This is a genomic window from Flavobacterium sp. KS-LB2 (genome assembly GCF_036895565.1).
Lineage (GTDB): Bacteria > Bacteroidota > Bacteroidia > Flavobacteriales > Flavobacteriaceae > Flavobacterium.
Genome location: NZ_CP145904.1, coordinates 1,027,241 through 1,041,096, shown reverse-complemented (window position 1 = coordinate 1,041,096; position 13,856 = coordinate 1,027,241). Strand labels below are relative to the sequence as shown.

The following is a 13,856-nucleotide window of genomic DNA, read 5'->3' as shown; positions in this document are numbered from 1 at the left end:
GATGAAAAATATAGCAATCATTGCAATAGCATTTCTGATGACTTTCGGACAAGCATTTGCACAAAACAAAAAAGAAAATTCAAAAAAAATGGAAACAACAGAGCAGTATACATTTCAGTTGAGCGAAAAGGTTACAAGACAAAAAGTATCTTTCAAAAACCGTTATGGCATCACGCTTTCAGGCGATTTATATCTTCCAAAAAATGCAGGAAACGAAAAATTATCGGCTTTGGCAATCAGCGGACCTTTTGGTGCTGTAAAAGAACAATCGTCTGGTTTGTATGCCAATCAAATGGCAGAAAGAGGTTTTGCTGTTGTGGCATTTGACCCTTCATACACCGGAGAAAGTGGTGGCAAACCGAGAAATTTGGCTTCACCAGAAATTAATACAGAAGATTTTAGTGCGGCAGTAGATTTTTTAGGAATTCAAAAAAATGTGGATAGAGAAAAAATTGGGATTATCGGGATCTGTGGTTTTGGAGGTTTTGCCCTAAACGCTACCGCTATCGACAAACGTATAAAAGCTGTTGCTACTTCAACAATGTACGATATGACAAGAGTGATGTCAAAAGGATATAATGATGCCGTAACTTTAGAACAACGCACAAAAATGCTGGAACAATTAGGACAACAACGTTGGAAAGATGCAGAAAATGGCACATTTGCTTATGGACCAGAAGGCAATAAAGCGCTAAAAGGAGATGAACCACAATTTTTAAAAGAATATTACGATTATTACCGAACTAAAAGAGGATTTCATAAGCGCTCGATAAATTCGGGAAATTCTTGGACTGCAACTACGCCTTTATCGTTTATGAATATGCCCATCTTAACGTACATCAAAGAAATATCGCCAAGACCCGTTTTAATTATTGCAGGCGAAAAAGCACATTCAAGATATTTCAGTGAAGACGCTTTTAAAGCAGCTGCCGAACCGAAGGAATTAGTAATCATTCCAAACGCGGTTCACGTGGATTTGTATGACAAAGTGGATATTATTCCGTTTGATAAATTGGAAACCTTTTTTATAAGGAATTTAAAACAATAGAAAGAAAAAAAGGCTATACGCAAATGTCGTTTTGATAATAAAAGAGCTGAAGTGCAAACTTCAGCTTTTGTGCTTCTATTAAACTTTTATACATTAGCTGAACGGTAGCGCTTCGATTACCCTGCCTTCGCCAATACCCGAAACGTCAAACTGTATAATAACCTCGTTTGTTCCCGTTAAATAATTTGTACTAAAACCCGACCACACCGATATCAAACAATCGCTAGCGCAGTTTTGCAAATTGTGCACACAACAGTGAGCAAATTATACAAATACTAAAAAATGTCGCAACGTAAAAAGCCATACTAACCGTGGATTAGTATTGTATTAACTTTAGCAATGATACTACACTACGTAACCGTTATTATTTAGCATTCTCTTTCATAAAAGCAATAATTTCATCAAATCTGTCACTCCAAGGATAAAAATATTGCAATACCATAGGAACATGTTTTTTGTTCAAATGAATAGGCGTTACGTCTGGCTGAAAGGGTTTTAAAGCCGCTACAAAACGTTGGTTAGCAATTTTGATAGAGCTATAAGTTTTATCACCCAAATAAATCAAAAATGGTGGCGTATTTTTATCTATAAAATAAATAGGTGAAGCTGTCTTCCATTCGTTTGGGCTTGAAGTCCAAGTTGAGAGATAATCATCTTGGGTCGTGGGAGGATTTGCTTCTAAATAATGTTTCATATCCAATCCCGCAGCATCATTCAAGATAATTCCAGAAACACTTTTAGGATTGATACCATATTTGGGATTCATGACTGCCAAAGCACCTAGATGTCCGCCAGCTGAATGTCCTGCAACAAAAATTTGATTTAGATTTCCGTTGTATTGGCTAATGTTATTTTTAGTCCAGTTTATTACTTCCGCAATTTGTTTTGCCATCGCGTCATAATTTACTTCTGGACTCAAAGTATAATCCGGAATTACGGTAATTACTCCTTTTCTGGCAAAATTACGACCCAGTAAATCATACGTTCCTTTTCGGCCACTGTTCCAGTTTCCTCCATGTACAAAAATTAAAACTAGAGAGGGTGTCGTTGTCACTTTTCGAGGAACAAAAACATTTAATTTGGGCATGACACTGCTGCTTTCAACTGCAGTGGGCTGGTAGGAAATATTCGTATTCTTTTTTGAGGCGCAATTCACTAAAAGAAACGCATTCAATAAAACGATCGTGACAAAGGACAAACGCATATCTTTTTTTACGAATATACTAAAAAACAACCTAATCTGCTCCTGCACAACTTTCAGTGCGCTGTTAGAAACTCTACTCACAACTGATGTAAATACTATAGAAAGTGCAAAACCACAAGCCGTAGTAGATTATTCTAGTCCTTGTGTCAATTATATTGCATTACAAAATAAATTCTGAGTAGCTTCATTCGATTTATTTTAGTTCCCAATTGGATTCGGCACCAGATACAAATTTGCACTACTAGTTGTCATAAATACGGAAAATGTATCGGGTTTTGTTTCACTTTTTGTATTTTTCCGGTGTATTACAGCAACAGCTTTCAAAATGACATTATCCTTTTTTGCCACACCAGAAGAATTTAGAACCTGGTTAGAAAAACACCACAAAACAGCGACCGAATTACTAGTAGGTTTCTATAAAGTGAGTAGTAACCAATCTTCGATGACTTGGTCCCAATCAGTAGACCAAGCGCTGTGTTTTGGCTGGATAGATGGTGTTCGAAAATCGATTGATGCTGAAAGTTACAGCATTCGTTTTACGCCACGAAGAAGTAGCAGTATCTGGAGCGCAATCAACATCAAAAAAATTGAAGAACTCACTCAATCTGGGCTACTGACACCGGAAGGGCAAAAAGCATTTGATTTACGAACAGAAAACAAATCCCGAATTTATTCTCACGAAAAAGAACCTGTAATTCTTGCTTCAGACTATGAAAGCCAATTTAAAAGAAATCCATCAGCATGGGTCTTTTTTGACGCCCAAGCACCTTCTTACAAAAAAGTAATGATTCATTGGATAATGTCGGCAAAACAAGAAAAAACGCAACTAATAAGACTTGAGAAAACCATTGCAATAAGTGAGCTACAAAAACGAATGCAATAAAGTAAAACACCAAATAACAAATATGTTTCAATTCAACCGTAATTATTTTATTCTAACGATCCTATTTTTCCTCACAGAAGTCGCTATTGCTTTGTTTGTTCATGACAATTTTATACGTCCTTATTTTGGAGATTTTTTAGTGGTTATACTACTCTATTGTTTTTTAAAAGCCTTTGTAAAAATATCGGTTTTGGTAGCCGCAAGTCTTGTGTTGCTTTTTTCATTTGCAATCGAAACGGCACAATATTTTAATACGGTTGAAAAAATAGGAATGCAAGACTCTAAAATTGCCACAGTCGTTCTTGGAAATTCATTTGCGGGGATGGATTTACTAGCTTACACTTTAGGAATTGTAAGTATCATTGTGGTTGAAAAAATGTACTTTAAAACGAAAGAATAAATACCTGAAGCGCTTTGAGTTATCATTAAAACAAGCTATTTCATACGACAAATTCTTATAAAAATAGCGTATGTTTGTAGGAACACAACAGTAAAAATTAAAAACTATGGTTAAAAAATTATTTTCCTCAGCCACTTGGTCTGCTACTGCAACGAGTTGGGCTTCGCTTATTTTACGTGTAACATTTGGATTATTGATGTTGAGTCATGGTGTTCCAAAACTAATGAAGTTACTAAATGGTACAATGGAATTTGGTGACCCAATAGGTATTGGCGTTCCTGCATCATTGACCTTAACCGTTTTTGCCGAGGTGGTGTGTTCGTTATTGCTTGTCATCGGGTTATGGACTAGATTAGCGTTGATTCCGCTAATTATTACGATGTTTGTTGCTGTATTTATTGTTCATATTCAGGACGACCTAGCCACAATGGAATCTGCATTATTGTATTTACTATCCTATTGCGCTCTTTTTTTATTGGGAAGCGGCACCTATTCCATGGATGCGGTTTTAGGAAAAAAGTAGTTTAAAAACATAAAACGTCCTAAAATAAGTTAGTACAAAATAGACCTTATTCTAGGACGTTACTTGTTTAAATACGCTTGTAATTAGTCTAATAATTTTTCACTAAAATAAGCAGTTTCAGAAATTATTTTGCCTTTATCATCAAAATTATCAATGAAAAGTATTGGTAAAACTATCTTCTTATTATCTGATTTTCTTGTTAATCTAAAATTCCACCACGATTGTACCACTCTTGCATCTCCCATTTCATAGTGCAAATAGTCAGGATACCCAACCATGTCAATGCCTGTTAAATCATATTTTTCAAATAACTTCTGATCATTTGCTTTTTGCTCCGCTAGCGTTATACTTTTGCCAATAGGCATATTTATATCTGAGAATGTAGCCTTTTCATCATAAAAACTGTACGCTTTGTCAAAATCTTTATTTTCAAAAGCATAAATCATCTTTCTGACACTATTAATATTTTCGTGATGATTATAAATTTCACCATTTTCCCTATCAGTGAAACTATCGCCTATTTCATCAAAAACACTGCTATTTCTGTATCTAATAATGGTTTTGATTTTATTGTTTTTATCTACCACAAATAAACGGTGCAAAGGCGTATCAATTTTAACTCCTGTTTTTTTATGCACTCCTTTTAAATCGTCCCAAGATTGAACCCATACTACAGCTGCATTATCGGCTTCTTTGTATTCTAAAGCATCTGGATAAGCGCCCTCTGATTTTTTAATGCTTAAATAATCAATATTCTCTTTCCAAAACTTGACCTCGTTTAAAAAAGCGGCTTTGTCTATTCCTTTATCATCTCTATTCGTACTCACTCCATTATATGATTTAAAATCGTCCGTTAAAAAACTAGCCACTTTATCAGCATCTCCCTTTACATAAGCTTGCGTCATGGCATCAACAACATTAATTGCAGGATGCTCTACATAAATAGTCCCGTTGGTTTTCTTTTGAGCGTAAGTGATGCAAACTGCAATCAACAATACAATTGAGAAAAATTTTTTCATATTTATTTGTTTTTTGTGTTAATAACACCTTAAATTTAATCATAAATACTGAATATCAGGTATTTACGATTAATAAATTTAATTCAATTTGAGAAAAATTATGAAGTATTAATAGATTTAAATACAGGCAATACTTATTTTTTACAAACAAATAAAAACATAAAAATAAAGACTAAACCTACTTGAATAGCTCCCTTCAAAACAGAAAAAGAAAAATACAATTACAGAAAAAGAACTTCAAAATGCATTCTTGCTCATTACTGTTATTTTTTATAAAAATAATTTTATATCAGTTTAATCGTATATATTTACTTGAAAATTGGCAAATGATCTTCTTTCAATGTTCTAACAAGATTTTACAAAAAACTTAAAACAATACAAATCAAATAATTATGGTAAAGAAAATTTTAATTTCAATGCTTTTGAGTTTATCCTTTGTAATTGGATACTCCCAAAAAATGAATGTTGCTAAATTGGACAGTTTATTCCACATACTTGAAGCAAAAGATAAGTTTATGGGAAGTATAGCCGTTGCACAAAATGGCGCGCTAATTTACTCTAAATCAATAGGAAAAGACGATGTTGAAACAAATAAAAAGGCGACTAATTTATCTAAATACCGCATTGGTTCTATTTCAAAAACATTTACTTCCACATTAGTATTCAAAGCCGCTGAAGAGAAAAAACTATCATTAAACCAAACGATTGAAATCTATTTTCCAACCATAGAAAATGCATCAAAAATAACGATTGGTAATCTATTAAATCACAGAAGCGGAATTCATAATTTCACCAATGATCCAGAATATTTAAAATATAATACCGAACCAAAATCCGAACAGCAAATGATTGAAATCATAGCAAAAGGAAAAAGTGATTTTGAACCAAATAGCAAAGCCGATTATAGCAATTCGAATTATGTTTTGTTAAGTTATATTCTTCAAAAAGCATATAAAAAACCATTTGCAACTATTTTACAAGATAAAATTACAAAGCCATTGGGTTTAAAAAACACGTATGTGGGAAGCAAAATAAGCCTTCAAAATAATGAAGCAAATTCTTATCGTTTTTCAGACAAATGGATTAAAGAGACGGAAACAGATATGTCAATTCCAATGGGTGCAGGCGCTATTGTTTCTAACCCAACTGATTTAACACTTTTCATTGATCATTTATTTGCCTATAAAATTATCAACGAAAGTAGTTTAGCACAAATGACCACTTTACAAGACAACTATGGAATGGGGATTTTCCAAATTCCGTTTTATGATAAAAAGGGATTGGGTCATACTGGAGGAATTGATGAATTTAGATCCGTATTGTATTATTTTGAAGCTGACAAAATAGCTGTTGCCTTAACATCCAACGGGAAAACGTATGACAACAATGAAATTATTAAAGCCGCATTAAGCAGTTACTTTGATAAGCCATTCACAATTCCTACATTTAAAAATATCGAACTCAAAACTGAAGAATTAGATCCTTATTTAGGTGAATATTCAGATGCGGGGTTTCCTATGACAATTACAGTTACTAAAGATAATTTAAAACTTTTTGCACAAGCAACTGGACAGTCGGCATTTCCGCTTGAAGCAACTGAAAAAGATAATTTTGAATTTGTAGCAGCGGGAATAAAACTAGAGTTTAGACCAAATGAAAAACTTATGGTTCTAAAACAAGGCGGTAGAGAATTCAAATTGACAAAAAAATAACCTCTCAAAAAATGGAAAATTTAAGACCCAACGGACAAAGAGCAAAAATTGCCATAATGCTAATATGGATGGTACTAACCATAGAAATAATTTCAATACTTTCTGATTATTTGCAATATGACTTATTACAAACCGTTGCAAATGGAGGGCAAATTACAACTGAAACGGCGACAGATAATGACCTCAGACAAAAAATAATAGGCTTCATTTATTTAGGAGTCTATGTAATTTCAGGAATTACTTTTATACAATGGTTTAGGAGAGCTTATTACAATCTTCATATAAAAGCAGCAACTCTATCATTCACCGAAGGATGGGCGGCTGGTAGCTGGTTTGTACCCATTATATCCCTGTATAGACCCAACCAAATTATGAAAGAGTTGTATCAAGAAACCCAACGATTATTATCTACAAAAAATGAAAATTATGCTCAAAATCTAACGACTCATTTCATTGGATGGTGGTGGGCATTATGGTTAATTTCTTCATTTTTAGGGCAATTTGTTTTTAGATATTCCTTGAAAGCTGAGACAATTGAGGAATTGATAACTAGTACTGTTGCCAGTCTTATTGCTTCAATCATTGGAATTCCTCTTGCCTTAATTACTGTAAAAGTCATTAAAGATTATTCTGAAATTGAACCGTTACTTTATGAATTGAACAATGGTGAAGAAGACCAAAAAATCATATCAGATACCGACTTACAACCCATAGAAAATTAGTATTTCATATAAAAAGCATCAACAATAATATTCATAATGATTCCTGAAAACCTAGTCGAGACTAAAAAGCTTGTATTTGATACGTGTGGTTTTGATCTCCTAAATCTTGAAATAGAAAAAGAAAGCACCGAATATTGTGCTTGTAAATTTGACCTTGATAAAGTCAAAATACTCTTTCGTGTGGCGAAAATTACTCCTACTAAGATTGGGCAATTTGTAACTTTTTGGAAGAGAAGCAAAAAAGGACTAATAGCGCCCTACGCTGATTCAGATGATATTGATTTTTTTATTATAAATACAAAAAATGAACACCAATCTGGTCAATTTATATTTCCAAAAAAAGTACTTTGTCAACAAGGGATTATTAGCACCAGTTTAAAAGAAGGAAAACGAGGAATACGTGTGTATCCGCCTTGGGATTTAACTACAAGCAAACAAGCCCAGAAAACCCAAAAATGGCAATTGAACTATTTTTTAGAAATTCCATTGAATAAATCCATAAATTTAGAAAGAGCAAAACAGCTTTATAGCCAAATAGAGTATTAATTTTTAAAAGAACAAAGAATGGAAGTAGCAAAAATAATTAAAGAAAAACTAGGAACAATAGTCGATGTTCGCTCTTATGAGGAATTCATGGGCGGACATGTTGTAGGTTCTTTTAATATCCCATTAAATGAGATACCCCATAGAATGCAAGAAATACAGGAACTTAAGGCTCCGTTGATTCTTTGTTGCGCATCAGGAAATAGAAGTGGACAAGCACAACACTTTTTGACACAACACGGAATTGAATGTTACAACGGTGGTTCTTGGCTAGATGTAAATTATCATCAATCTCAAACCTATTAGAACAGAAAATTCAAAAAAAAAGTAGTTTAAATTTCATATAAAATCATACATTTCGTATTTATAATTAGTTAATTAACAATTAGTTAAATTATAATATGTTTAATTTTATGATACTTAAAAAATTAAGTAATGTGTTTGTCTGAGAGAATATCAATTTAATATTCCCGATAAAAAATTAATCTTAAAAAACTAGTATTATGAGAACTGAAATGGGTAAAAACGAAAATAGCAAAGGAGCTGTACAAGCAAATGCAGCACATGGACTCAGAGATTTATTTGAAGTTGGATTGAAAGATATTTATTGGGCCGAGAAAGTGTTAACTAAAACATTACCAAAAATGATGAAAAATGCATCATCGCCAGAATTAGTTAACTCTTTAAAAAACCAATTGAATGAGACGCAAGAACATGTTTCTCGTTTGGAAAAAATATTTGAAGCTACTGGTGTCGAAGCTACTGCCAAAAAATGCGAAGCAATGGGCGGCATATTGAAAGAAACAAATAGCCTAATTAGACAAACTGATGCTGGTGTAGTTCGAGATGCAGGAATAATTGCAGCGGATCAAAAGGTAAAACATTATGAAATTGCGACTTACGGAACCCTTCACGCTTTTGCTAAGACTTTAGGAGAGGACAAAGCAGCAAACCTATTGGCCATGAGCCTTGACGAGGAGAAAAGAACAGATGCCGCATTAACTGGAATTGCCTTAAAAGCAATCAACAATCAAGCACATAGAGCTGATGCAATTACAAACACTTAAATAGACTTACAATTAGAGCATTTATTGGCATTATTTATTTGTCTAGCCACAAAAAAGTCCGTTAAATGCGGGCTTTTTTGTGGCTAATATTTTCTTATGCTTGTGATTTTATTCTATTGAAATTCAAACGGAATCATCAATTAAATATTCCTAAAAACTTTTGCGGTAACCCTAAATAAAAATTACATTTGCAACAGTTTAACTTTTACACACAAAATGAAGCCTAACACACAACAATTAAACGATTTAACAATCCAAGTCAGAAGAGATATTCTTCGAATGGTACACGCAGTCAACTCAGGTCACCCAGGTGGTTCTTTAGGTTGTGCTGAATTTCTTGTCGTATTATATCAAAATATAATGGACCGCAAAGAAGGTTTTGAAATGGACGGCATTGGAGAAGACCTTTTCTTCCTTTCGAACGGACATATTTCTCCTGTTTTCTATAGTGTTTTAGCGAGAAGCGGTTATTTCCCAGTATCGGAATTAGCAACTTTCCGTTTGATCAATTCCAGATTACAAGGACACCCAACTACGCACGATGGTTTACCTGGAGTAAGAATTGCATCCGGTTCTCTTGGACAAGGATTATCAGTAGGAATTGGTGCTGCTCAAGCAAAAAAATTAAATGGTGACAACCATATTATTTACACACTTCACGGTGATGGTGAATTACAAGAAGGTCAAAACTGGGAAGCTATCATGTATGCTTCTGCAAAAAAAGTGGACAATCTTATCGCTACAATCGATTTAAACGGAAAACAAATTGACGGTACTACTGACGAAGTGTTATGTATGGGAAGTGTTCGTGCTAAATTTGAAGCTTTTGATTGGGATGTTTTAGAAATTGAAAAAGGAAACGACATTGAAGCTATTATTGCCGGAATGAATGATGCTAAATCAAGAACTGGAAAAGGAAAACCAGTTTGTGTATTGTTGCATACTGAAATGGGTAACGGAGTAGACTATATGATGTACAGTCATGCTTGGCATGGTAAAGCACCAAATGATGCACAACTTGAAAATGCTTTAGGACAAAATTATAATACTGGAGGTAATTCAGACTACTAGGAAGTATTCGATAATTAGTGTTCTGTTGAATACTGCCAAAAATCTAAATTAGAAAATGAAAAAATATACAAATACAGGAAGTAAAGATACACGCTCGGGTTTTGGAGCGGGAATGACTGAATTAGGTCAAAAGAATGAAAATGTGGTTGCACTTTGTGCAGATTTAATTGGTTCTTTAAAATTTGACGACTTCAAGAAAAATCACCCGGAACGTTTTTTTCAAATTGGAATTGCAGAAGCCAATATGATTGGAATTGCAGCAGGTTTAACAGTAGGAGGAAAAATTCCTTTTACAGGAACTTTTGCTAACTTCTCTACAGGAAGAGTTTATGATCAAATTCGTCAATCAGTGGCGTATTCTGAGAAAAACGTGAAAATTTGTGCTTCACATGCTGGATTAACATTAGGTGAAGACGGAGCAACACACCAAATTCTGGAAGACATCGGGTTAATGAAAATGCTACCTGGAATGACTGTAATCAATACTTGCGATTACAATCAAACCAAAGCGGCAACTCTAGCATTAGCAGATCACCATGGTCCTGCTTACTTGCGTTTTGGTCGTCCAGTTGTTCCTAATTTCATGCCTGCTGACGAGCCTTTCGTAATAGGAAAAGCGATTCTTTTGAATGAAGGAAATGATGTAACAATTGTTGCTACAGGACACTTAGTTTGGGAAGCACTTATTGCTGCTGAAGCATTAGAAGCTAAAGGAATTTCTGCTGAAGTAATCAATATCCACACGATTAAACCATTGGACGAAGAAGCTATTTTGAAATCATTAGCAAAAACAAAATGTATTGTTACTGCTGAAGAACACAATATTCTTGGTGGCCTTGGCGAAAGTGTTTCCAGAGTATTAGCATTAAACAGTCCAGCTCCACAAGAGTTTGTTGCTGTGAATGATAGTTTTGGAGAATCTGGAACACCAGAACAATTAATGGAAAAATACAAATTGAACAATCAAGCGATTATTGAAGCTGTAGAAAGAGTAATGAAAAGAAAATAATTTTTTCATTTTGCACCAAAAAAAATCCAGTTCAATTGAACTGGATTTTTTTTTGAATTGTATTTTTTAATTACATTTCACTAAATGCCTTTTTATTCTGGCTGGATTAGTTGTATTTCCATCACAGCTTGGTATGTCCGCAAACGGAATTAAAACACCATTAGCACCAGTAATTTCTGTTTTTGTACTAACACCGTCTGCATCATCATCCGTATCTAAAAAGTTAGGTATACCATCTTTGTCAGTATCATCTGCATAACGTATAGCATCTGCAGGAGGCGTTGGGTAATTTATCGTGTTACTGTAATTGTATAAATAGCCATCTCCATTTAAATCTTCTTGAAAATTCATAATTCCATCTCCATCTGAATCAATTCTACTAATTGCAAATAGTTTAAAACTAAAAACTAAAGGAGCATAGGCTGGAATACTAGCATTCCCAGAATCATAGTATCCTAGTCCTGATGGAAGAAACATAATTCCTGCTCCAAAATCATTATAGGAAACCGTACCGTCAGCATTAGAAGAATACGTTCCTGTTTTAAACTCTGGAAAAGTTTCACCCCATCCAGTTATTGTACTAGTTAGATTAAAAAATTGTTGTGGATTCTTTGATTCTTCGAAAAAAGTAGCGGTTAATGTTTCAACTTCGGCTACTTTTTGACGAGACAAATAATCTCCTCTATAAGCAGACAGTACACCATCTACATTAGAAGGTTTCTCTCCTACTCCCTCTCTTAATACTAGATAATACATGGTGTAAGTTATATCATGAAGCTTCACTTCTTTACTCAACAATTTAGGAAAAGTAGTGCTATTCAAATACGAATAAATAGACGGCTGTGTTCCTCCTGTTGGAATTTTTGTAAAAGTAACATCTTGATCATCTGCAAAACCAGGATGACTGGTAACAGTTATGGAATAATTTTTTAAATATTCTTCAATATCAGTTAAATCAGTAGCTAATTGTTCCGCATAATCTCTAGGCGGCTGAATTTCAGCGGCATCATCCTTTGAACATGAAAATAAAGAGACCGTTGTAATTAATAGAATAAAATAATACTTAAATTTGTTCATTATAGCTAAATTTTTAAGTGCGCAAGATACAATATTGATTGATTTTTGTAAACTATTTAACTCCGATTTTAGAAAATTTATGAGAATAGATAAATATTTATGGTGCATGCGGTATTACAAAACCAGAAATATGGTTACTGAAGCTTGTAAAAAGAATCATGTTACTGTAAATGGCCTTGTTGCCAAACCATCAAAAGAGGTTTTTCCTACAGACAAAATTACGTTCCGAAAAGACCAAATCACCCAAATCATCACCGTTCTGGATGTACCAGAAAACCGTGTTGGAGCTAAATTAGTCGATATTTACAGGCGAAATGATACTCCAGCAGAAGCCTATCAACATTTAGAATTACTGAAATTATCAAAAGAACATTACCGGAAAAATGGTACTGGAAGACCTACCAAAAAAGACCGAAGAGACATTGATGAATTTGGGAATGAAATAATCACCGATGAAGATGATGAGTAAAACTTTCGCTTTACTTTTTTAAGTTACCTTAAAAATTCTTCCAATTTTAAAATGTAAACCGCTAATACCAAACTAAAACAATGAGCAAAAATATCATCTTAACGAATCAAGAAATCGAGCATAAAATAAAAAGAATTGCTTATCAAATCTATGAAACATTTGTAGATGAAGAAGAAATTGTAATTGCAGGAATTGCTACTAACGGTTTTACATTTGCAAAAAAAATAGCTTCAATTTTAGAAACCATTTCTCCTCTTAAAGTTTCACTTTGCGAAGTACAAATTAATAAGCAAAATCCCGAATTACCCATTCACACCTCCTTAGCCAAGGAACAGTATGCCAATAAAGGCTTAGTTCTTGTTGATGATGTATTAAACTCTGGAACTACATTGATCTATGCGGTAAGGCATTTTATAGACGTCCCATTGAAAAAATTTAAAACAGCAGTCCTTGTTGATCGAAACCATAAAAAATACCCAGTAAAAGCAGATTTTAAAGGAATATCGCTTTCAACCTCATTATTAGAACACGTACAAGTTGTTTTTGACGAAAACGGAGATAACTATGCTTATTTAAGCTAAAATTGCCACAATATCAAGTACCGTCTGGTCGATTGACTTATCATCAACATTCACCTTATATTGTGCCTGATTGTAATAAAAACTCCGATCGAAGAGATGTTTTGCAATAAACTCTTTCATCTCTTCGTCGCTTTTATCAGCAATAAGAGGTCGTTTACTTTTATTATGACTCAATCTATTAAATAAAGTATCTATTGAAGCTTTAAGATAAACAGATACAACAGTATCACCTTTCAACAACTCATGATTATTGGCATAACATGGAGTTCCTCCACCTAAACCTATAATTAATTGCTCCGGCGACTGCAATAATTCGATAAAAACTTCGTGTTCTAACTTTCTGAAATAAATTTCTCCATGCTTTTCAAAAATGGCATTTATGGACAAATTAACTTTCTCTTCAATCTTTTTGTCTAAATCCACAAAAGGAATTCCGATAGTTTTTGACAATTTATTTGCAATTGTGGACTTACCACAACCCATATAACCTAATAATACAATTTTTTTCATCTGAATAAAACCTTACAA

The 13,856-nt window shown here is 33.7% G+C and carries 17 protein-coding genes; 13 read left to right on the top strand and 4 right to left on the bottom strand.

The features are described from left to right. The first annotated feature begins 1 nt into the window (after position 1). Complete coding sequence (locus tag V5J73_RS04430; protein WP_338647884.1) at positions 2 to 1,048, top strand: alpha/beta hydrolase; 1,047 nt, start codon at positions 2 to 4, stop codon at positions 1,046 to 1,048. A 364-nt stretch (positions 1,049 to 1,412) separates the two neighbouring features. On the opposite strand, the gene V5J73_RS04425 is transcribed toward V5J73_RS04430, so the two are convergent. Beyond that, the gene (locus V5J73_RS04425; protein ID WP_338647883.1) at positions 1,413 to 2,252 is read right to left on the bottom strand and encodes an alpha/beta hydrolase; all 840 of its coding nucleotides are present in this window, start codon (positions 2,250 to 2,252) and stop codon (positions 1,413 to 1,415) included. 325 nt (positions 2,253 to 2,577) lie between these two features. Here V5J73_RS04425 and V5J73_RS04420 point away from each other — a divergent pair, with 325 nt between their 5' ends. The 3 genes from V5J73_RS04420 (at position 2,578) to V5J73_RS04410 (ending at position 4,058) form a co-directional block, all read left to right on the top strand. Further along, a complete protein-coding gene (locus V5J73_RS04420) occupies positions 2,578 to 3,135 on the top strand; it encodes a YdeI/OmpD-associated family protein (protein WP_338647882.1) in 558 nt (185 codons plus the stop codon). Between the two features lie 22 nt (positions 3,136 to 3,157). Continuing rightward, positions 3,158 to 3,535 carry a ribosomal maturation YjgA family protein gene (locus V5J73_RS04415; RefSeq protein WP_338647881.1) on the top strand — a complete coding sequence of 126 codons (378 nt, stop codon included), beginning with the start codon at positions 3,158 to 3,160 and terminating at the stop codon, positions 3,533 to 3,535. A gap of 106 nt (positions 3,536 to 3,641) precedes the next feature. Further along, positions 3,642 to 4,058, top strand: coding sequence for a DoxX family protein (locus V5J73_RS04410; protein WP_338647880.1), 417 nt, complete (start codon positions 3,642 to 3,644; stop codon positions 4,056 to 4,058). A gap of 83 nt (positions 4,059 to 4,141) precedes the next feature. Here the strand turns inward: V5J73_RS04410 and V5J73_RS04405 are convergent, their stop codons facing one another. Next, positions 4,142 to 5,077 carry a nuclear transport factor 2 family protein gene (locus V5J73_RS04405; protein WP_338647879.1) on the bottom strand — a complete coding sequence of 312 codons (936 nt, stop codon included), beginning with the start codon at positions 5,075 to 5,077 and terminating at the stop codon, positions 4,142 to 4,144. A 392-nt stretch (positions 5,078 to 5,469) separates the two neighbouring features. On the opposite strand from V5J73_RS04405, the gene V5J73_RS04400 reads away from it, so the two are divergent. The 7 genes from V5J73_RS04400 (at position 5,470) to V5J73_RS04370 (ending at position 11,201) form a co-directional block, all read left to right on the top strand. Continuing rightward, positions 5,470 to 6,789 carry a serine hydrolase domain-containing protein gene (locus V5J73_RS04400; protein WP_338647878.1) on the top strand — a complete coding sequence of 440 codons (1,320 nt, stop codon included), beginning with the start codon at positions 5,470 to 5,472 and terminating at the stop codon, positions 6,787 to 6,789. Between the two features lie 11 nt (positions 6,790 to 6,800). Beyond that, entirely contained in the window at positions 6,801 to 7,511 is a 711-nt protein-coding gene (locus V5J73_RS04395; RefSeq protein WP_338647877.1) for a DUF4328 domain-containing protein, read from the top strand. Positions 7,512 to 7,547: 36 nt separating this feature from the next. After that, positions 7,548 to 8,057 (top strand): MepB family protein, encoded by a 510-nt coding sequence (locus V5J73_RS04390; RefSeq protein ID WP_338647876.1) that lies wholly within the window; start codon positions 7,548 to 7,550, stop codon positions 8,055 to 8,057. Between the two features lie 18 nt (positions 8,058 to 8,075). Further along, positions 8,076 to 8,360, top strand: a complete 285-nt coding sequence (locus V5J73_RS04385; protein WP_338647875.1) for a rhodanese-like domain-containing protein — start codon at positions 8,076 to 8,078, stop codon at positions 8,358 to 8,360. A 197-nt stretch (positions 8,361 to 8,557) separates the two neighbouring features. Further along, positions 8,558 to 9,121 (top strand): YciE/YciF ferroxidase family protein, encoded by a 564-nt coding sequence (locus tag V5J73_RS04380; protein WP_338647874.1) that lies wholly within the window; start codon positions 8,558 to 8,560, stop codon positions 9,119 to 9,121. Between the two features lie 216 nt (positions 9,122 to 9,337). Beyond that, complete coding sequence (locus V5J73_RS04375; protein WP_338647873.1) at positions 9,338 to 10,192, top strand: transketolase; 855 nt, start codon at positions 9,338 to 9,340, stop codon at positions 10,190 to 10,192. A 55-nt stretch (positions 10,193 to 10,247) separates the two neighbouring features. Next, positions 10,248 to 11,201 (top strand): transketolase family protein, encoded by a 954-nt coding sequence (locus tag V5J73_RS04370; protein ID WP_338647872.1) that lies wholly within the window; start codon positions 10,248 to 10,250, stop codon positions 11,199 to 11,201. 66 nt (positions 11,202 to 11,267) lie between these two features. Here the strand turns inward: V5J73_RS04370 and V5J73_RS04365 are convergent, their stop codons facing one another. Continuing rightward, positions 11,268 to 12,278, bottom strand: coding sequence for an FKBP-type peptidyl-prolyl cis-trans isomerase (locus tag V5J73_RS04365; RefSeq protein WP_338647871.1), 1,011 nt, complete (start codon positions 12,276 to 12,278; stop codon positions 11,268 to 11,270). A gap of 79 nt (positions 12,279 to 12,357) precedes the next feature. On the opposite strand from V5J73_RS04365, the gene V5J73_RS04360 reads away from it, so the two are divergent. Both V5J73_RS04360 and V5J73_RS04355 read left to right on the top strand, forming a co-directional pair. Next, positions 12,358 to 12,747, top strand: a complete 390-nt coding sequence (locus V5J73_RS04360; protein ID WP_315211663.1) for an RNA-binding S4 domain-containing protein — start codon at positions 12,358 to 12,360, stop codon at positions 12,745 to 12,747. 80 nt (positions 12,748 to 12,827) lie between these two features. Beyond that, complete coding sequence (locus V5J73_RS04355; protein WP_338647870.1) at positions 12,828 to 13,328, top strand: phosphoribosyltransferase family protein; 501 nt, start codon at positions 12,828 to 12,830, stop codon at positions 13,326 to 13,328. Here the strand turns inward: V5J73_RS04355 and V5J73_RS04350 are convergent. Next, positions 13,320 to 13,838 carry a shikimate kinase gene (locus tag V5J73_RS04350; RefSeq protein WP_338647869.1) on the bottom strand — a complete coding sequence of 173 codons (519 nt, stop codon included), beginning with the start codon at positions 13,836 to 13,838 and terminating at the stop codon, positions 13,320 to 13,322. The two genes, V5J73_RS04355 and V5J73_RS04350, sit on opposite strands and share 9 nt — an antisense overlap. Between the last annotated feature and the right edge of the window lie 18 nt (positions 13,839 to 13,856).